This window comes from Kocuria sp. HSID17590, assembly GCF_003989485.1.
GTDB classification, from domain to species: Bacteria; Actinomycetota; Actinomycetes; order Actinomycetales; family Micrococcaceae; genus Kocuria; species Kocuria salsicia.
Genome location: NZ_RBMB01000041.1, coordinates 1 through 18,883, shown reverse-complemented (window position 1 = coordinate 18,883; position 18,883 = coordinate 1). Strand labels below are relative to the sequence as shown.

The 18,883-nt window shown below is 71.9% G+C and carries 18 protein-coding genes and 1 riboswitch; of the genes, 12 read left to right on the top strand and 6 right to left on the bottom strand.

Annotation, left to right across the window (positions count from 1 at the left end; all coding sequences use genetic code 11):
* Positions 1 to 228: response regulator (locus D8M39_RS11425; protein WP_126875039.1), on the bottom strand; the 228-nt coding region annotated here is incomplete at its 3' end.
* Entirely contained in the window at positions 225 to 1,496 is a 1,272-nt protein-coding gene (locus D8M39_RS11420) for a sensor histidine kinase (protein WP_126875038.1), read from the bottom strand. The genes D8M39_RS11420 and D8M39_RS11425, both read right to left, overlap by 4 nt.
* A 61-nt stretch (positions 1,497 to 1,557) precedes the next feature.
* On the opposite strand from D8M39_RS11420, the gene D8M39_RS11415 reads away from it, so the two are divergent.
* The gene (locus D8M39_RS11415; protein ID WP_126875037.1) at positions 1,558 to 2,322 is read left to right on the top strand and encodes a CPBP family intramembrane glutamic endopeptidase; all 765 of its coding nucleotides are present in this window, start codon (positions 1,558 to 1,560) and stop codon (positions 2,320 to 2,322) included.
* Between the two features lie 129 nt (positions 2,323 to 2,451).
* On the opposite strand, the gene D8M39_RS11410 is transcribed toward D8M39_RS11415, so the two are convergent.
* Complete coding sequence (locus D8M39_RS11410) at positions 2,452 to 3,090, bottom strand: VOC family protein (RefSeq protein ID WP_126875036.1); 639 nt, start codon at positions 3,088 to 3,090, stop codon at positions 2,452 to 2,454.
* 105 nt (positions 3,091 to 3,195) lie between these two features.
* Positions 3,196 to 3,314: riboswitch (SAM riboswitch) on the top strand.
* A 74-nt stretch (positions 3,315 to 3,388) separates the two neighbouring features.
* Here D8M39_RS11410 and D8M39_RS11405 point away from each other — a divergent pair.
* From D8M39_RS11405 to D8M39_RS11395, 3 genes are all read left to right on the top strand, one after another.
* Positions 3,389 to 4,831: a bifunctional o-acetylhomoserine/o-acetylserine sulfhydrylase gene (locus D8M39_RS11405; RefSeq protein WP_126875035.1), complete on the top strand. Its 1,443-nt coding sequence runs from the start codon at positions 3,389 to 3,391 to the stop codon at positions 4,829 to 4,831.
* Positions 4,828 to 5,994 (top strand): homoserine O-acetyltransferase, encoded by a 1,167-nt coding sequence (locus D8M39_RS11400; RefSeq protein WP_126875034.1) that lies wholly within the window; start codon positions 4,828 to 4,830, stop codon positions 5,992 to 5,994. The genes D8M39_RS11405 and D8M39_RS11400 overlap by 4 nt, the downstream gene beginning before the upstream one ends.
* A gap of 179 nt (positions 5,995 to 6,173) precedes the next feature.
* Positions 6,174 to 6,989, top strand: a complete 816-nt coding sequence (locus tag D8M39_RS11395) for a GNAT family N-acetyltransferase (protein ID WP_126875033.1) — start codon at positions 6,174 to 6,176, stop codon at positions 6,987 to 6,989.
* Between the two features lie 136 nt (positions 6,990 to 7,125).
* Here D8M39_RS11395 and D8M39_RS11390 read toward each other — a convergent pair whose 3' ends face one another.
* Entirely contained in the window at positions 7,126 to 8,001 is an 876-nt protein-coding gene (locus D8M39_RS11390; RefSeq protein WP_232300222.1) for an SGNH/GDSL hydrolase family protein, read from the bottom strand.
* 72 nt (positions 8,002 to 8,073) lie between these two features.
* On the opposite strand from D8M39_RS11390, the gene D8M39_RS11385 reads away from it, so the two are divergent.
* Complete coding sequence (locus D8M39_RS11385) at positions 8,074 to 8,718, top strand: alpha/beta hydrolase (RefSeq protein ID WP_126875032.1); 645 nt, start codon at positions 8,074 to 8,076, stop codon at positions 8,716 to 8,718.
* Positions 8,719 to 8,784: 66 nt separating this feature from the next.
* On the opposite strand, the gene D8M39_RS11380 is transcribed toward D8M39_RS11385, so the two are convergent.
* Positions 8,785 to 9,021, bottom strand: coding sequence for an RNA-binding S4 domain-containing protein (locus D8M39_RS11380; protein WP_055083192.1), 237 nt, complete (start codon positions 9,019 to 9,021; stop codon positions 8,785 to 8,787).
* A gap of 201 nt (positions 9,022 to 9,222) precedes the next feature.
* On the opposite strand from D8M39_RS11380, the gene D8M39_RS11375 reads away from it, so the two are divergent.
* Both D8M39_RS11375 and mmsB read left to right on the top strand, forming a co-directional pair.
* Positions 9,223 to 10,719, top strand: a complete 1,497-nt coding sequence (locus D8M39_RS11375) for a CoA-acylating methylmalonate-semialdehyde dehydrogenase (protein WP_126875031.1) — start codon at positions 9,223 to 9,225, stop codon at positions 10,717 to 10,719.
* A 96-nt stretch (positions 10,720 to 10,815) separates the two neighbouring features.
* Entirely contained in the window at positions 10,816 to 11,760 is a 945-nt protein-coding gene (gene mmsB / locus D8M39_RS11370; RefSeq protein ID WP_126875030.1) for a 3-hydroxyisobutyrate dehydrogenase, read from the top strand.
* On the opposite strand, the gene D8M39_RS11365 is transcribed toward mmsB, so the two are convergent.
* On the bottom strand, positions 11,714 to 12,262 hold the full coding sequence (locus tag D8M39_RS11365; RefSeq protein ID WP_126875029.1) for a MarR family winged helix-turn-helix transcriptional regulator: 549 nt from the start codon (positions 12,260 to 12,262) through the stop codon (positions 11,714 to 11,716). The genes mmsB and D8M39_RS11365 overlap by 47 nt on opposite strands.
* A 203-nt stretch (positions 12,263 to 12,465) precedes the next feature.
* Here D8M39_RS11365 and D8M39_RS11360 point away from each other — a divergent pair, with 203 nt between their 5' ends.
* The 5 genes from D8M39_RS11360 to D8M39_RS11340 all read left to right on the top strand — a co-directional run.
* The gene (locus tag D8M39_RS11360; protein WP_126875028.1) at positions 12,466 to 13,659 is read left to right on the top strand and encodes an acyl-CoA dehydrogenase family protein; all 1,194 of its coding nucleotides are present in this window, start codon (positions 12,466 to 12,468) and stop codon (positions 13,657 to 13,659) included.
* A 244-nt stretch (positions 13,660 to 13,903) separates the two neighbouring features.
* Complete coding sequence (locus tag D8M39_RS11355; RefSeq protein WP_055083202.1) at positions 13,904 to 15,286, top strand: glycine--tRNA ligase; 1,383 nt, start codon at positions 13,904 to 13,906, stop codon at positions 15,284 to 15,286.
* A gap of 7 nt (positions 15,287 to 15,293) precedes the next feature.
* Positions 15,294 to 16,259: a GNAT family N-acetyltransferase gene (locus D8M39_RS11350; protein WP_126875027.1), complete on the top strand. Its 966-nt coding sequence runs from the start codon at positions 15,294 to 15,296 to the stop codon at positions 16,257 to 16,259.
* Positions 16,260 to 16,428: 169 nt separating this feature from the next.
* Entirely contained in the window at positions 16,429 to 17,838 is a 1,410-nt protein-coding gene (locus D8M39_RS11345) for a sugar porter family MFS transporter (protein WP_238694069.1), read from the top strand.
* 134 nt (positions 17,839 to 17,972) lie between these two features.
* Positions 17,973 to 18,883, top strand: a 911-nt coding sequence (locus D8M39_RS11340; RefSeq protein WP_238694068.1) for a galactokinase family protein, incomplete at its 3' end; no start/stop codon positions are given.

Here is an 18,883-nt window from a genome sequence, read left to right as displayed (position 1 = left end):
CCGGGAGCCTGCCGCGAGCAGCCGACGGGTGGCCTCGATGCCGTCCAGCCGCGGCATCTGCACGTCCATGCACACGACGTCCGGGTCGAGGGCGGCGGCGAGGTCGAGGGCCTCGTGGCCGTCACCGGCCTGGCCCACCACCTCGATGTCTTCCTGGGAGGTGAGGATCGCCGAGAACCCCACGCGGATCAGGGGCTGGTCGTCCACCAGCAGCACACGCAGGCTCATGGCCGCTCCTCAGGGTCGTGGCGGGTGGGGACGGTGGCGCGCACGAGCCAGCCGCCGCCGGGTTTCGGGCCCGCCTCCAGGGTGCCGCCCACCGAGGTGATCCGTTCCCTCGTGCCGGGCACTCCCATGCCCGCGCCGTCGGAGGCGGGAGCGCCCACGCGGCCGCCGCGCCCGTCGTCGCTGACCTCCAGCTCCACCCGGTCGGCGCCGGTGCGCAGCCGCACCGCCACCGACGCCCTCGGGCCGGCGTGCTTGCGGGCGTTGGTGAGCCCCTCCTGTGCCGTGCGGTACAGCGCGAGCTGCGCCGGGGGCGGCAGCTGCGGCTCCGGGCCGATGCGGTGCAGCTCCGCGCGCTGCCCGATGGTCCGTGCCTCCTCCACGAGCGCGTTGAGGTCCGCGAGGCGGGGCAGGGAATCGGGGGCCTCCTCGCCGTCGCGCAGCGTGTGGACCAGGGTCTTCAGTTCGGACACGGCGTCACGCGCCGAGGACTCGACGCCGCGCAGGTGTGCGGCGGCGGCGTCCGGATCCCGCGCCATGCTCAGCCGTGCCGCCCCGGCCTGGACGCCCATGGCCGTGACGTGGTGGGCCACCACGTCGTGCAGCTCCCGGGCGATCCTGAGCCGTTCGAGGCTCACGGCCTGCTCCGCGAGCCGGTCCTGCTGCTGCCGGATCTCGGCGTGGGCGGCCTCGAGCTCCTGGCGCTCGATGGCCGCGTTCCACGCCCGGTCGCCGAAGACCCACGCCCCGGCAAAGTAGGCGATGTTCACGAGGAACTGGATCGCCGCGATCGCCATGTAGGCGTTGACGCCGCGCTCACCCACCTCCGGGTCCGTGAACTGGTCCACGGTGCTCCAGCCCAGCCACACCGCCATTCCCACGGCCACGGCCGCGCGGGACCACGTGGCGCGGCGGCGGTCCGGGCACCACGCTCCCACCGAGTAGAAGCCCAGGAACAGCACCACCTGGGAGGCGTACATCTCGATCCCCGCCCACGTGCCGAGCGCGAAGTACACGAGGGACACCGCCACCATCACGGCCACCGGGAAGCGCCGCCGCCACGCGAGCGGAGCGGCCAGCACGACGGCGCCCAGGGCCACCCACCCGACGTCCGCCTTCCACGGCACCGCCTGCGCGAAGTCGGAGAGGTACACCAGCTCGACGCCGGCCAGGGCTAGCACGCAGGCCGCCAGAGCATCCCGTCGGCGCCACCCCGGCTGCAGGGTGCGATGGGGCGGGGAGGTGTCCGGGGCGGCGGGGCTCGGGCGCATGGCTTCACCCTACCGAGGTCGCTCGCGGGGGCTGCCCGGGTGCACCACGCACAATGGCGGGGTGACCGCCTCCCTCGACCCCTCGCCCCGCGTGCCGCGCGCCGACCTCCGGATGCAGATCCTGCTGGTGCTCGGGGTGTCCCTGGGCGCCTCCGCCGTGTACTCCGTGCTGGACCTCGCGGAGATGGCACTGCGCTCCTCGATCGCGGAGAGCTCCACGACACTCAACCAGCCCCTGAGCCCGCTGCCCGTGCTGGACGCCCTGCGCCGGCTCACCGGGATCTGCTTCGCCCTGGTGCCCGTGGCGCTCGCGCTGTACCTGCTCGCGGGCACCGCGTCCCGCATCCCGGCCGTGCTGCGCGGCATCGGCGTGGACGGGCGGCGCCCGGGGCACGACGCCGCCTGGGGGCTCGCGCTGTTCGTGGTGATGGGCGGTGGCACGCTCGGGCTCTACCAGGCCGGGCGGGCCCTCGGGATCACGGCGGAGATCACCACGTCCACGCTGGGGACCACGTGGTGGACCGTCCCGCTGCTGCTCCTCACCGCCCTGCGCCATGCACTGGTGGAGGAGATCATCGTGGTGGCGTTCCTCGCGGACCGGATGCGGCGGCTGGGGCGTTCGTGGTGGATGGTGGCAGTGGTGTCCTCGATGCTGCGCGCGAGCTACCACCTGTACCAGGGCATCGGCCCGGCGCTCGGCAACCTGGTGATGGGGCTCGTGTTCGTGTGGCTCTACCGCCGCGGTGGGCGGCTCGCCCCGCTGCTGCTCGCCCACTTCCTGCTGGACGCCGTGGGGTTCCTGGTGCCTCAGCTCCTGGACGGTTAAGCGCCAGCCCGGGGGCGAGGCTGATGGGGTCCGCAATCATGGTGCCCCCCATGGCTCGCCCCGACGACGGACCGAGTCGCGGGGCCGTGCGAGCGGCGTCGTCGAACCCGGAGGGCTCGGTGCCCCGGATCAGATGGTGACGGGCCCGTCCGGCGTGCCGAAGGTGACCGCCAGAAGACCGGGCGTGCCGTGGGGAGCGGACCACGTGACGTCCACCGAGCGCAGGACGTCCTCCACGGGGCCGCCGAGCCAGTCCGTCACCCGCTCGGGGGAACCAGCGATCTCCATGCCGGTCAGGCTGACGTCCGTGAGGCGCGCCTGCGAGGGGTGCATCTCGTCCGCGGAGTCGAAGTGGATCATGAACGGCAGCTGCGGATCCGCGATCAGGCCCTTGACGCCGATCTGGTGCCAGTCCAGGCGGCGGCCGTCCGGGAAGATCCGGCCGCCCGGCGCGGAGGGTCGGCCCAGCTTCTGCTCGAACGGGGCAAGGTCCGGGACCTCCACGACCCACCCGAGCCAGCCGCCGCCGGCCTCCGAACGTGCACGCACGGCCTGCCCGAACGGCGCCTTGTCCGCGGCGGGGTGCTCCAGCACGGTCACGACCTCCACGTACTGGTGGTCTGTCAGCGGCAGGATCATGTTCCGGGTGCCGAAGCGGGGATGGACCCCGCCCTTCACCGGCTCGATCCCCAACCGGTCCGCGATGCGTTCGGTGGTGGCCTCCAGGCCGTCCGGCTGTGCTGCGAAGGAAACGTGGTCCAGCTTCATGCAGTCATCGTGGCACCCGTCACACGGGCCTCCAAATCCTCGGGTGCAACACTGCGGACACCGGACTTGACGTGGCAGCGGCCGGGTTCCCAAACTGGAGGTCTAGGTCACGAGAGTCAGCGTCAAGCCCCAGCTTGCTGACCGGCAACCCTCCCACCGCGGCGGGGTGCCCTGGGTGAAGACCTGGCCGGGACGTCCTCCGACGCCCACGGCAAGCGCGGGCCACCGGTCGCCCGTTCGTGCGGGCACCGTGCGGACAGTCGCCTGGCCCCTAATCCTTCCGAGAAGGCGAATGGCCATGAGCACAGCACCCACCCCCGACAACCCCCAGGACTGGGCGTTCGAGACACGGCAGATCCACGCGGGGCAGAACCCGGACCCCGTGACGGGTTCACGGGCCCTGCCCATCCACCAGACCTCGTCCTTCGTGTTCCCTGACGCGCACACCGCCGCGGCCCGGTTCGCGCTGCAGGACATGGGCCCCATCTACTCCCGCCTGACCAACCCCACCACCGAGGTGGTGGAGAACCGCCTCGCCTCCCTGGAAGGGGGAGTGGGGGCGCTGATGGTCTCCTCCGGGCAGGCCGCCGCAACCCTGGCCGTGCTCAACCTGGGCGGGGCGGGCACGCACGTGGTGGCCAGCCCGTCCCTCTACGGCGGCTCGTACAACCTGCTGCGCCACACGCTGCCGCGGTTGGGAGTGGAGACCACGTTCGTGGCGGACCCGGACGATCCGCAGCAGTGGCGGGATGCCGTGCGGCCCTCCACCGTGGCGTTCTTCGGAGAGATGATCCCCAATCCCCGCAACGACGTCCTGGACGTGGAGACCGTTGCCGGGATCGCCCACGAGGCCGGGGTGCCGCTGATCGTGGACAATACCGTGGCCACCCCGTACCTGGTGCGGCCCATCGAGTGGGGCGCGGACATCGTGCTGCACTCGGGCACCAAGTTCCTGGGCGGTCATGGCACGGCGATCGGCGGATTCATCGTGGACGCGGGGCGCTTCGACTACGGCGCGGACCCGGAGCGGTTCCCGGGCTTCAGTCAACCGGACCCTACGTACAACGGCCTGGTGTACGCGCGGGATCTGGGGGAGGGCGGAGCCTTCGGCGTCAACCTGTCCTACGTGCTCAAGGCCCGTGTGCAGCTGCTGCGTGACCTGGGCGCATCCATCTCCCCGTTCAACGCCTTCCTCATCGAGCAGGGGATCGAGACGCTGTCACTGCGCGTGGAACGCCACGTTGACAACGCCCAGCGGGTGGCGGAGTGGCTCGAGGCCCGCCCCGAAGTGCGCTCGGTGTCCTACGCGGGGCTGTCGTCCTCGCCGTGGCACGGGCGGGCTCGCAAGTACGCCCCCCGAGGAGCCGGTTCCGTCCTCGGTTTCGTGCTGGAGGGCGGCAAGGAGGCGGGAATCTCGTTCGTGGACGCGCTGAGCCTGCACTCCAACGTGGCGAACATCGGGGACGTGCGGTCCCTGGTGATACACCCGGCGTCGACGACACACGCGCAGCTCTCCGAGGACGAGCAGCGCGCGGCGGGCGTGGAGCCCGGCTTCGTGCGGCTCTCGGTGGGCACCGAGGGGATCGAGGACATCCTCGCGGACCTCGAGGCGGGCTTCTCGGCGCTGGCCGCCACGGAGTCGAGCGCGCCCACCCGCACCGGGCCAGGCGCGGACCCCGCCGCTGGCACGGACGGTGGCTCGACGGCGCGTGCGGGCGCGGACGCCGAGCCCGCGGCATGACCGTGAGGCAGACGGACCCGGCGGTGCGCCGGGACGGTGTGGTGCGGGCCGCGGAAATCGGGGAGCTCACCCTGGAGTCCGGGTTCCGGCTGCCTGACGTGCGCCTGGCGTACGAGACGTGGGGCGAGTTGGCCCCGGACGGTTCCAACGCGGTGCTTGTCGAGCACGCGCTCACGGGTGACTCGCACGCGGCGCGCGGCACCACCGTGGGCTATGGGGACACAGCGCCCTTCGACATGGACGGCCGCCGTGCCGCCGCGGACGCCGGTGGCTGGTGGGACGGTCTCATTGGACCGGGCGCGGCCATCGACACCAACCGCTGGTTCGTCGTGTGTGCGAACATCCTGGGCGGCTGCCACGGCAGCACGGGCCCCGCGAGCCTCGCCCCGGACGCCACGCCGTGGGGCTCGCGCTTCCCGCGCATCACCGTGCGGGACACCGTGGCTGCGGAGGCGCGGCTCGCGGACCGGCTCGGGATCCGGCGATGGAGGCTTGTTGTGGGCGGCTCGATGGGCGGTGCCCGCGCGCTGGAGTGGGCCGTGTGCCACCCCGAGCGGGTGGCGGCGTGCGCGGTGATCGCCGCCAACGCCCGCGTGAGTGCGGAGCAGCTCGCGTGGGGTCACGCGCAGGCGCTCGCCATCCGGCAGGACCCTCGGTTCTGCCACGGCAACTACTACGCGGGCCCGCACCCCGTCGAGGGGCTTGGGCTGGCACGCCGGATCGCGCACATCACCTACCGCAGCGCCCACGAGCTCGCCGCCCGCTTCGACCGGGAGGCCCAGCCGCGGGAGGACCCTGCGGGCACGCACCCGGGCACCCGGGGCCGCTACCGGGTGGAGGGCTACCTGGACCACCAGGCGGGGAAGCTTGCCGCGCGCTTCGACGCGAACGCGTACCTCAGCGTCAACGAGACGCTGATGTCCCACGACGTCGCCCGCGGCCGCGGCAGCCTCCGGCGGGCTCTCGCCCGCACCAGCTGCGAGTGGCTCGTGGCGGCGGTGGACTCGGACCGGCTGTTCCCGCCCGAGGAGTCTGCCGAGCTCGCGGCCGCACTGCCGGGTGAGCACGAGGTGCACACCATCACCTCCCCGAGCGGGCACGACGGCTTCCTGCTGGAGACCCCGCAGGTGGGTCGACTGCTGCGAGCGGTGCTGCCGGACTGACGGACGTGCCCTGCGCGACGGCGCCCGCACCCCGGGAACGGGAGCGGGCGCCGTCGTCGTGGGACGTGGCGGGGAGGCAGGCCACGGCATGACACCGTCCGGGCGGTCTCGGAATGCCCCCTGGACGCGCAGGGGTGGGGGCCTTGCCATGGACGGCGGGCGGTGCCACGCTCTGCCACATGCAAACCGGAACACTGCTCGATGCCTACGACTCGCAGCTGCGGGGCGCCGCCGAGATGGCCGACGCGCCCGACGTGCTGCGTCTCGGACCCCTGCTCGCCGGGGTGTTCCCAGCGCGGCGGCGCGCCTTCGTCTCCTCCGCCCCCTTCTCGATGGGCGGGGCAGAACTGGACGACCTGATCGCGGAAGTGATCGCGACCTGTGAAGCGGACCCGCGCGTGGACCACATCTCCTGGAAGACCCGGTCACACGACCCGCTGCCCCGCCTGCTGAGCCGACTCCAGCACCACGGTTTCGCCCTCGGGGAGCCCGAGACGGTCATGGCGGGTGAGGCGGATGCGGTCGCCGCCGCCCTCGCCGGGCAGGAGCCCCTCCGGGGGTACGCCGTGGAGCGGGCCGCAACGGAGGTCCAGCTGCGAGAGGCGGAGCACCTGGCAGGACGGGTTTTCGAGGACTCGCCGGAACGCATCCGGCTCCAGCAGGACCAGCTGGTCGAGCGGTGGCGAAGCGCCCCCGAGACGTTCGAGATGTGGGCGGTACGCGACGGGGACGGCCAGGTGGTCTGTTCCGGGCGCCTCGAGTTCCCCGACCGTACTGACTTCGCGGGGCTCTGGGGCGGCGCGTGCCTGGACGAGCACCGTGGGCGCGGGCTGTACCGGGCCCTGGTGGACCAGAGAGCCCGCTCGGCCCGGGACCGGGGGCGGTCACTGCTCCACGTCGACTGCAGCGAGTACTCGCGGCCCATCCGCCAGCGGGTGGGGCTCGTGCCCGTCACCACGGTGAGATCGGCCACGCGCACGTGCGCCTCACCGTGACGGCGACGAGCCCTCGCATCCGTGCTGGTGGCCCTGCGGCGCGTGCGGCTCGGTGGCGGTCTGCGCAGGACGGCGCCCGCACCTCGGGAAGGGGAGCGGGCGCCGTCGTCGTGGGGTTCAGCAGAGTAGTGGGCGCTCAGGCCTCCTCGGCCTGCTCCGGGATCTGCTCGCCCGCGCCGGGGATCGTGGCCTGGCCGAACGCGGGGCGCTTGGCGGTGACGTAGTCCCCGGAGCTGCGGCGCCGGATGCGGCGGCCCACCCACGGCACCAAGTACTTGCGGGCCCACACCATGTCGTCCCGGCGGGCCTCGCGCCACGTGCGCTCGGGGTGCCCCTCGGGGTGGTCCGGCGTGAGGCCGTGGTCCACGCCCAGGCAGTCCAGGGTCTCGCACGCGATGAGCTGGTGGCCCAGCGGGGAGAAGTGCAGGCGGTCCGGGGCCCACATGCGCGGATCGCCCAGCTGGTGCAGACCCCACAGGTCCACCATCACGGCGTCGTGGCGGGCGGCCACCGTGCGCACGTTCTCGTTCCAGATGGCCACGCGCCCGCGGATGCTGCGCAGCACGGGGGTGTTGCCGATGTCCGGACCGTCGAACATGGCCACGGTGGCACCGGTGGCCGTGATCTGCTCGATCACCGCGTCCAGGCGGGAGGCGATGTCGTCGGGATCCGCAGCGGGGCGCAGCATGTCGTTGCCACCCGCGCTGATGGTCACGAGGTCCGGTCGCAGCTCCAGGGCCGGCTCCAGCTGCTCGTCCACGATGGGCTGGAACAGCCGGCCGCGGATGGCCAGGTTCGCGTAGGCGAAGTCGTCCGTGGTGCGCGCAAGCTCCTCAGCCACGCGGTCGGCCCAGCCCCGGAACCCGCCCGGGACGGAGTCGTCGGGGTCGCCCACACCCTCCGTGAAGGAGTCGCCGATGGACACCATCCGGTGCCAGGGGTGCGGCGGCTGCGCGGTGCTGTCCGCGGCGGGAACGGGGGGCGTCGTCAGGGGCGGAGTGCTCTCATCCATACCAAAATTACTAACACGTATTGCAGAGCTGTCTCGTCACTGTCCGTCACAGCCGCGTGTGAGGATGGAGCCATGGAACCAGCACCACACGTCATCTGGAACAACGAGGCCGAGGAGCGCGCCGGGACACCCCTGGTGGTCATGTTCCACGGCTACGGCTCCCACGAGGGCGACCTCATGGCCCTCAGCGCGTCCCTCCCCGGTGGACTCAGCATCGCCTCCGTGCGCGCGCCGCAGCGGGCTGGCGCGGGCTTCCAGTGGTTCCCGCTGTCCTCAGAGCTCGGCTTCACCACGGACGCCGTGGTGGCCGCCGCCGAGCCCGTGGTGCCGTGGCTGCGGGACGAGGCACTGCAGCACACTCACGTGATCCTGCTCGGCTTCTCCCAGGGCATGGCGATCGCCACCACGGTGGCCCGCCACGCCCCGGACCTCGTGGACGCGGTGGTGGGGCTGTCCGGTTTCGTGGTCCCGGTGGCCGACGACGACGCCCAGGCGGACTTCTTCCACGACGCAGCCCTGCGCGAGGATCCCCTGCGGATGTTCTGGGGCCGCGACCCCGAGGACCCGGTGATACCGCCCGCACTGGTGGACCTCACCGCCGAGTGGGCCCAGCAGCACGCGGAGGCCACCAAGGTGCAGTACCGCGGCATCGGGCACGGGGTCTCACCCCAGGAGATCGCGCACGTGTCCGAGTACCTGGAGGCGCTCACGGACTGAGCGCCCTAGCCACCCGACTGACCGCCCGCTCCGGCGCGCCCACTGCGGTGGGGGAGCCGGAGCGCTCTACGCACTGACGATGCGCACGGGCGGCGTGCCGGAGGCCGGGACCTCCAGCACGTCCCCGGGGTGCAGCTGCGCGCCCCGGCGGGTCTCCACCGCACCGTTGACGTGCACCGCACCCTCGGACACCAGGGTCTTCGCGTGGTGGCCGTCCTCGGCCAGGTTGGCCAGCTTCAAGGCCTGGCCCAGGCGGATCATCTGGTCGCGGATGGGCAGCTCTTCGTACGCCGTGTCACTCATGCGTCCATTGTCTCAGGCGTGCTCCGGGCGGATCGCCGGGAACGCTGCTCGGTGCCCGGACGTGCCTGGCCGGGGTGGGGTGCGGAGGGACGGAAACGCATCCGGGCGGCGTCGTGACCCCAAGTAGTTGCACGTCCAACGAAGTGGGGATACGTTCGGGGGAGACGTGCATCACACCCGAGCCCCACTCCAGGAGCAGCCATGACCCTCGTTCCCCACTTCGTCGCAGGCCGGAGGACCCCGGGCGACTCCGGTCGCACGCAGGACGTCTTCAACCCCGTGGAGGGGGAGGTCAGCGCGCAGGTGCCGCTGGCATCGGCGGAGGAGGTCGCGCAGGCCGTGACCGCCGCCGAGGAGGCGTTCCCGCAGTGGTCGGGGCTCAACGCCCAGCGCCGCGCGCGGATCCTGCTCACGTGGGTGAACCTGATCACCGAGAACATGTACGAGCTGGCCACCCTGCTCTCCAACGAGCACGGCAAGACCTTCCCGGACGCCAAGGGCGACATCCAGCGCGGCGTGGAGGTCGTGGAGTTTGCGGCCGGAGCACCGCACCTGCTCAAGGGCGAGTTCTCCAGCGGCGCGGGCACCGGGATCGACGTCCACTCGCTGCGCCAGCCGCTCGGCGTGGTCGCGGGTATCACCCCATTCAACTTCCCCGCGATGATTCCGCTGTGGAAGGCGGGCATCGCGCTCGCCGCCGGCAACACCTTCGTTCTCAAGCCCTCCGAGCGGGACCCCTCCGTGCCCGTGCGGCTCGCGGAGCTGGCCGTGGAAGCCGGCATGCCCGCCGGTGCGCTGAATGTGGTCCACGGTGACAAGACGGCCGTGGACGCCCTGGTCGAGGACCCGCGCGTGCGGGCGATCGGGTTCGTGGGCTCCTCGCCCATCGCCCAGGCCATCTACAGTGCGGCCGCCGCGCAGAACAAGCGCGCCCAGTGCTTCGGTGGCGCCAAGAACCACATGGTGATCATGCCGGACGCGGACCTCGAGCAGGCCGCTGACGCCCTGATCGGGGCGGCCTTCGGCTCCGCCGGCGAGCGTTGCATGGCCATCTCCGTGGCCGTGCCCGTGGGGGAGGCCACCGCTGACAGGCTGCGCGCGCTGCTCGAGGAGCGGATCGCCATGCTCACGCTCGGCCCGTCCCTGGAGGAGTCCTCGGACTTCGGTCCCGTGGTCAGTGCCCAGGCCAAGCAGCGCATCGAGTCCTGCATCACCGCCGGTGAGAAGGAGGGTGCGGAACTGGTGGTGGACGGCCGCGGCGCCACCGTGGACGGCCACCCCAACGGGTTCTGGGTGGGTGCCACCCTGTTCGACCACGTCACCACGGACATGAGTATCTACCGCGAGGAGATCTTCGGCCCGGTGCTGTGCATCGCCCGCGCCGCGGACTACGAGGAGGCCCTGCGCCTGCCCAGCGAGCACGAGTTCGGCAACGGCGTGGCCATCTTCACCCGGGACGGGGACACGGCCCGGGACTTCACCACCCGCGTGGAGGTGGGCATGGTGGGCGTCAACGTCCCCATCCCCGTGCCGATCGCGTACTACACCTTCGGTGGCTGGAAGGCCTCGGGCTTCGGGGACCTCAACCAGCACGGCACGGACGGGCTGAAGTTCTACACCAAGACCAAGACGGTCACCACGCGCTGGCCCTCCGGCACCAAGGAGGGCGCGAGCTTCGTGATGCCCGCCGGTAGCTGAGCCGCACGACGACGACCGGCGGGGTCCCAGCGCCCCGGCACTACCGCAGCTCCGCGACCCGTGGAGCCGCCGCCCACCCCTGGAACAAGGAACGTCATGACCGAGACCCCCAGCCAGCAGCTCCCCGCCGTCGCCTTCTTGGGCCTGGGCCACATGGGCGGCCCGATGGCCGCGAACCTCGCGGCGGCGGGGGTGCAGGTCACCGGCTACGACATCGTCCCTGAGGCGTGTTCTGCGGCCCGCGAGCAGGGAATCGAGGTGGTCGAGACCCCGCAGGAGGCGGCGCGGTCCGCAGACGTGGTGATCACCATGTTCCCGTCCGGCAAGCACGTGGTGGACGCCTACGTGGGGATCGACGGCGCCGTGGGCCTGCTCGCCGCAGCTCCCGCGGGTGCCACGTTCCTGGACTGCTCCACAATCAACATCTCGGAGGCGCAGGAGGCCACGGAGCTGGCACGGGCGGCGGGGTTCACCGCCGCGGACGCCCCGGTCTCCGGGGGTGTGGTGGGCGCCACCGCCGGGACGCTGGCCTTCATGGTGGGTGCGGAACCCGAGGTCTTCGAGCGCGTGCGACCCCTGCTGGAGATCATGGGCGGGCGCGTGGTGCACTGCGGCGGCAGCGGCATGGGTCAGGCCGCCAAGATCTGCAACAACATGATCCTGGGTGTGTCCATGGTGGCGGTCAGCGAGGCGTTCGTGCTGGCCGAGAGGCTGGGGCTGGAGCACCAGGCGATGTACGACGTCGTCTCCAACGCCTCCGGGCAGTGCTGGGCGCTGACCACCAACTGCCCGGTTCCCGGCCCCGTGCCCACCAGTCCCGCCAACAAGGACTTCGAACCCGGCTTCGCCGGGGCCCTGATGGCCAAGGACCTCAACCTCGCCACCACCGCACTGGACGAGACCGGGGCCGCGGCACCGATGGGGCGCCTGGCGGCGGAGCTCTACAACCAGTTCGTCGCGGACGGCCACGCGGGCAAGGACTTCTCCGGGATCATCACGACCCTGCGCGACGGGGGTCGGAAGAGCTCTCGGGAGGAGTGAAGTCCCCGCAGCGCGCGCGAAAACCGTTCAGCGCACCGACGACCGCTTCCACCTCGTGGTCCTCGAAGCCCGTGGTGAGGAACAGGTCCTTGTTCAGCGCCCGGGTGGCCTGGGCCACGACCTCCAGCCCCTCGGGAGTGAGGGTCACGTTCACGGCGCGGCGGTCCGTGCTGACAGGCTCGCGGCGCACCAGGCCTGCGCCCTCCAGGCGGTCAACGGCGTTGGTGATGGAGGTGGGGTGGACCTGCAGCAGCGCGCTCGCCTTCTTCATGAGCATCCTGTGCTCCCGGGTGAAGCTCAGCAGGGCCAGCACCTCGTAGCGGGAGAACGTGAGTCGGAACGGCTTGAGGATCTGGTCCGCCCGGGCCAGCAGCAGCTGTTGCGCCCGCATGATCGACGTCACCGCGGCCATGGGTCCGGCGGCCTGCGTCCAGCCCTCGCGCTCCCAGTTGCGCCGTGCCTCGGCAACGGGGTCGCGGGGGAGGGGCTCGTGCTGGGGCATGCCCGCATTCTACGTGCCCGCGCAGGCACTCCGTGGCGGACGGCGTCGTCGACCCTGCCCCGGGCGGGTTTCCGTCCGCCGGGTCTGCCGCGACTGCCGCGCACCCGACCGGGGAGTGTGATCCGCACCACCGGCAGGTGCATTCCTCGGATATAGTCGGACGTACTACTTTCGACCTGCCCACTAACTCGAGGATCAGGATCATGAGCCCAGCCGCATCACCCCAGCGCGCCACCGCCCACCTTCCCAGCACTGACCTCCTCCACCTGGAGCACCTGCTCAGCGCGCAGGAGCGCGAACGGTTGCGGGGCATCACGGATCATCTCCAGACCCAGGTGCGTCACCAGAGCGTGGGCTACTGGAACCGCGAGGAACTGGCCCGAGAGCTGCTGCCCGGGCTGGCAGACCTGAGCCTGGGGCGGCTGGCCGAGAGCGGCGGGTCCCGGCTGTTCCAGAACCTCGTGCACGTGCAGGTCGCCCGGGCGGACCTGTCACTCTCCGCGCTGCTGGGCATCCACAACGAGCTGATTGTGGGCACCCTGGAGGCGTTCGGCTCCGAGGAGCAGAAGCAGACGTGGCTGCCCGGACTCAAGGAGCTGCGGCAGCTCGGCGCGTTCTGCCTCACCGAGCCGGAGCACGGCTCGGACATCGCCGGTGGGCTGGCCACCACCGCCACCCGGGACGGGGACGGCTGGGTGCTCAACGGCTCCAAGCGGTGGATCGGGCTCGGCACCGTGGCGGATCTCGCGCTCGTGTGGGCCAGGGACACCGCCGACGGACTCGTCAAGTGCTTTGCCGTGGACACCGCTCTGCCGGGGTACTCGGCCACCAAGATCGAGCACAAGATCGGGCTGCGGATCATGCAGAACGCTGACGTGGAGCTAACCGACCTGCGTCTGCCCGCGGATGCGCTGCTGCCGGGTGCCGCGGACTTCGCGGCCACCAACGACCTGCTCAAGGACTCGCGCGCGTGGGTGGGCTGGCAGGCGGTGGGCGCGCAGCAGGGGCTGCTCGACATCCTGCGCGACTACACCCTTGAGCGCGTCCAGTTCGGCAGGCCCATCGCGAGCTTCCAGCTGATCCAGCAGGTGATTGCGGAGGTCGCCGGCAACCTCGCGGCCAGCTCCGGGCTGATGGCACAGGTGACGCGTGTGCAGGACGACGGCGAGCTGGAGATGATGCACGCCGCACTCGCCAAGTCCACGGCCACGCGACTATCCCGCCAGTCTGCCGCGCAGGCCAGGGACGCGTTGGGTGGAAACGGGCTGCTGAGCGACCACGGGATCGCCAAGATCATGGCGGACGTCGAGGCCATCCACACCTACGAGGGCAGCTACCACATCAACTCGCTCATCGTGGCCCGCGCGCTGACGGGGATCTCCGCGTTCGTCTCGTAGCGGGCTGGTAGCAGTCCCGCAGCGGGCGAGGAACGGGACCCGCGGCGAGCAGGGGAACGGGCGACGTCGCCGTGGCCGGACGTGCGCGCGGCGGCAGGGACAGAGCGTGTTTAGGCGAGCGTCGCGGCACCTCGCTACGCTTGTCCCTGAACCGCGCGCCCGCGCCCACGGGCAGCGCACCCCAGACCGATTCCCCACGCGCGAGCCCTCGCGAGGTCCGCACGAGAAACGGAAGTGAGACCGCATGGCCCCGAAATCCACCCTGGACAATGTCATCTCCCTGGCCAAGCGCCGGGGCTTCGTGTTCCAGGCGGGTGAGATCTACGGGGGTTCGCGCTCCGCGTGGGACTACGGGCCCCTGGGCGCGGAACTGAAGGAGAACATCAAGCGCGAGTGGTGGCAGACCTTCGTGCGCGGCCGCGCGGATATGGTGGGCCTGGACTCCTCGATCATCCTGCCGTCCGCGGTGTGGCAGGCCTCCGGGCACGTGGAGACGTTCACGGATCCGCTGGTGGAGTCCCTGCACACCCACAAGCGCTACCGCGCGGACCACCTGCTGGAGGCCTACGAGGCCAAGCACGGGCACCCGCCGGTCAACGGCCTCGCGGACGTCAAGGATCCGGAGACGGGCCAGGACGGCCAGTGGACCGAGCCGCAGCAGTTCTCCGGCCTGATGAAGACCTTCCTGGGCCCCGTGGACAACGAGGAGGGCAAGCACTTCCTGCGCCCGGAGACCGCCCAGGGCATCTTCGTGAACTTCCTCAACGTGGTGACGGCCGCGCGCAAGAAGCCGCCGTTCGGCATTGGGCAGATCGGCAAGGCGTTCCGCAACGAGATCACCCCGGGCAACTTCATCTTCCGCACGCGCGAGTTCGAGCAGATGGAGATCGAGTACTTCATCCACCCGGACGAGGCCAAGAAGTACTTCGACGAGTGGGTCGAGGCGTGCTGGGACTGGTTCGTGGACCTGGGCGTGAACCCGGAGAACATGCGCCGCTACGACGTCCCCGCGGACGACCGCGCGCACTACTCGGACGGCACGATCGACATCGAGTACCGCTTCGGCTTCCAGGGCTCCGAGTGGGGGGAGCTGATGGGCGTGGCGAACCGCACGGACTTCGACCTCACCAACCACACCGAGGCCTCCGGCACCAAGATGCAGTACTTCGACCAGGCCTCCGGGGAGCGCTACACCCCCTACGTGATCGAGCCGTCCTTCGGGCTGACCCGCTCCATGATGGCGTTCCTGGTGGACGCGTACGTGGAGGACGAGGCACCCAACACCAAGGGCGGCGTGGACACCCGCACCGTCCTGCGTCTCGACCCGCGCCTGGCCCCGGTCAAGGCCGCGGTGCTGCCGCTGTCCAAGAAGGAGGACCTGCGCCCCGCCGCGCAGAACCTGGACGCCGAGCTGCGCCGCCGCTGGAACGTCGACTACGACGACGCCGGGGCGATCGGGCGCCGCTACCGCCGCCAGGACGAGATCGGCACGCCGTTCTGCATCACCGTGGACTTCGACACCCTCGAGGACCAGGCGGTGACCATCCGCTCACGCGACGAGATGACGCAGGAGCGCGTGGGCCTGGACCGCGTGCAGCAGTACCTGGCCGAGCACCTGGAGAAGTAGGAGCCGCATGAGCATCGACTACCGCCCCTGGCGCGAGGACGACGACCTCCGCCTGCTCGAACTGTGGCCGGACGCCGAGTCCGCACCGGTCCAGGCCTTCCGCGCCCGGCTGGGTGCGCAGGACCAGAGCGGGTTCTCGGTCACGCTCGTGGCCACGGACGACGACGTGCCGGTCGCCGCCGGGGTCTGCTACGCCTCCGCGTGGCACCCGCAGCGGGTGTGGCTGTCCGTAGAGGTGGCCCCGGACCACCGCGGCGAGGGCATCGGCCGGGAACTGGTGTCCCGGCTGCGGGCCGCCGCCGCCGACGGCGGGGTGGGCGTCGGTGCCCTGCGCACCCGGGTGGCACCCGAGTCCACGGGGGAGGGCTTCGCCCGCGCCCTGGGCTTCACGGACGCGATGCGCTCGCGGGTGGTCCGCGTTGACGCCGGTGCCCTGCCGCTGCCCACGCTCGACAGCACCCCGGGGGGCGCGGCCACCGAGTCCGTGGAGGACCTGGCCACGGGCTCCGTGGAGCTCACGCGCGCCGTCGAGGCGTTCTACCGTGCGGTCCACGAGTGGGACCCGGTGGGTGACGTGAGCGTCGGCGCCGTCAACAAGCAGTTCCTCTCGGACACCGCCGGAGCCTACGGGGCCGTGGTGCTGCGCCGCGGCATCTCGCCGGAGGACGAGCGCGGCCAGATCGCGGCCTTCGCGGTGAGCTACCGCCCGTTCGACCCGGCCAACCCGCACGACGAGCCGCAACCGAACGAGGTTGCGGACGTGCTGCTCGGGTACGTGCCCGGCGCCGCCGGAGCCACGGAGGCCCAGACGGGTGCCGCCCTGGAGAAGCTGCTCGCGCTGCTCGTGAGCGACTACCCGGTGGAGATCGAGGTGGACGACGCCATGGGCCCGCTCGTGGCCGTGGTGGACAACCTCCTGGACGCCGGGGTGGCCCGGGTGGTCACCGAGACGGAGACCCTGGTCCTGGACTGAGGACCGGCCCGCAGCCGGTCCTGTGAAGAACTGCAGCCCTCCCGTCGCGTGTGCGGCGGGAGGGCTCTCGCGTGAGCGAACCCCGCGGGGTTCGTAGAGCAAGCCGTGGAGGTCACGGAGGAAGAGGGCACCGATGACCGGTTCCACGAACGAGAGGACACCGGTGCACGTGCCACGTTCCAGGAGCGCTGAGCACGCTCCGGGTGCGCCCGCGCAGCCCCTCACCGGGCGGCTTCGGCTGGTCGCCACGGTGGCCACGTTCGGCGGGCTGCTGTTCGGATACGACACCGGCGTGATCAACGGTGCGCTGCCCTCGCTCGTCTCGGACCTGCGCCTCACCCCGTTCCTGGAGGGGCTCGTGGCCTCGATCCTGCCGTTCGGCGCGGCCTGGGGCGCCGCGTTCGGTGGCCGGCTCGCTGACGTCCTCGGGCGGCGTCGTGTCCTGCTGATCCTGGCCGTGGTCTTCGTGCTCGCCACGGTCGGCTGCGCGGCCGCGCCGACCATCCCGGTCCTGGTGGCGGCCCGGGCCGTGCTGGGGCTCGCGGTGGGTGCCTCCTCCGTCGTCGTCCCGGTGTTCCTCGCGGAGCTCGCCCCCGCCCACCTGCGGGGCCGGCTGGTGGCCCAGAACGAGCTGATGCTCGTGGGCGGGCAGGCGCTCGCGTTCGTGGTCAACGCGGGGCTCGCCACGGCGTTCGGCGGTCTCCCGCACGTGTGGCGCTACATGCTCGTGCTCGCCACGGTTCCCGCCCTCGCGCTGTGGATCGGGATGACGGTGGTCCCGGAGTCCCCGCGCTGGCTGGCAGGACAGGGGCGGGCCGAGGAGATGCGCCGGGTGCTGCGCAGGATCCGTGAGGACGCCTACAGCCCCCGGGAGGCCGAGCAGGTCCTGGAGCTCGCCGCGCGCGATGAGGACCGCCCGCACGCCGGTCTGCTCGACCTGCTGCGCGTCCCGTGGCTGCGCCGGGTCCTGGTGCTGGGGGCGTCCATGGCCGTGATCAACCAGATCTCCGGGATCAACGCCGTCCAGTACTACGGGGTGAGCGTGCTCCAGGACGCCGGCTTCGGGGGCAACGGCGCGTTCTACGCGAACATCGTCCCCGGCCTTGTGGGGGTCGCGGCGGTGGCGCTGTCCATGGTTCTGCTGCGGCGGGTGGGACGGCGCAGGATGCTGCTCACGGGCCTCACCGGCACGGCGACGTCGCTCACCGCCTTCGCGCTCGTCCAACTGCTGGTGCCCGCGGCCAGCCCCGCGCGGGCCTGGCTGGTGCTCGCGTGCATCGTGGTGTTCGTGGGCTTCGAGCAGTGCTGCGTGGGAACCGTCACGTGGCTCTACATGTCCGAGATCTTCCCGCTGTCCGTGCGCGGGGTGGGCATGGGGGTGTGCGCGTGGCTGCTGTGGATGATGACGTTCGTGGTGGGGCTGACGTTCCCGCCGCTCACGAACGCCCTGGGCGTGGGGTGGACGGTGCTGGTCTTCGTGGCCCTGCAGCTCGTGGCCCTGGTGTGGGTGCACCGCGCGGTTCCGGAGACCAGGGACCGGAGTCTGGAAGAACTCGAACAGCACTTTCGCGCGGTGTGAGCGCGTAGTGGACAATGGGGTCTCGCGCACCCCACCCGGTCGGCACCCCTGCTCGGCGGTGGGCTGCCCGCCGAGACGGCGCGGTGCGCCACCGCCGTCCGGCCACATTCGCCCGCACCAGGAGGAACCCGTCCGTGTCCTGTGAACTCAGCGTCGCCGCCGTCCCGGAGGAGGGCGACTGCCCGCAGTGGGTGGCCCAGCCGGACGTCGCCGCCCGGGCCCGGCTGCTGGGCGAGCGCTTCAAGCGCGCCTACGGCCGTCCGCCCGTGGGCGTGTGGGCGGCGCCCGGGCGCGCGAACCTCATGGGGGAGTACACCGACTTCTCCGGCGGGATGTGCCTGCCCTTCGCCCACCAGTACGTCACGCTCACCGCTGCGGCGCCGCGCACGGACGGGCTGCTGCGCGCGCGCTCGCTGCAGGACGCGGACGAGTCCGTGGCGGACGAGCGGCTGCGCGAGGTGCGCGTGGTGGACGTGGCCCCCGGCGCCGTCGGCGGCTGGTTCGGCTACGCGGCCGGTGTGGCGTGGGGCATGGACCGCGTGGCCACGGGCCGCTCGGCCCACCCGGTCGCGGTTCCCGAGCTCGCCCTGGCCCCCGGCTTCGGGGCGGACCTCATGGTGGACTCGACCGTGCCGATCGGTGCGGGCCTCGCCTCCTCCGCGGCGCTCGAGTGCTCCGTGGCCCTCGCCCTGTTCTCGCTGAGCACGGGCGACGACGACCCGGACGACGCCCTGCGCCGCGCGCTGGCCCGCGCGTGCATGGACGCGGAGAACTACATCGTGGGCGCGAACACGGGCGGTCTGGACCAGACGGCGTCCCTGCGCTCGCACGCGGGGGAGACCCTGGCACTGGACTGCAGGGACTTCGACGTCGCGAACCTGCCCGCGGAGCCCGCCGCCGCCGGGCTCACCTGGCTCGCCGTGGACACCCGCGCGCCCCACCGGCTCGCGGACGGGCAGTACAGCTCCCGCCGCGCCGAGTGCGAGGCCGCCGCCGCGGTCCTCGGCGTGGATCGGCTGCGGGACGCGTTGCCGGAGCACCCCAC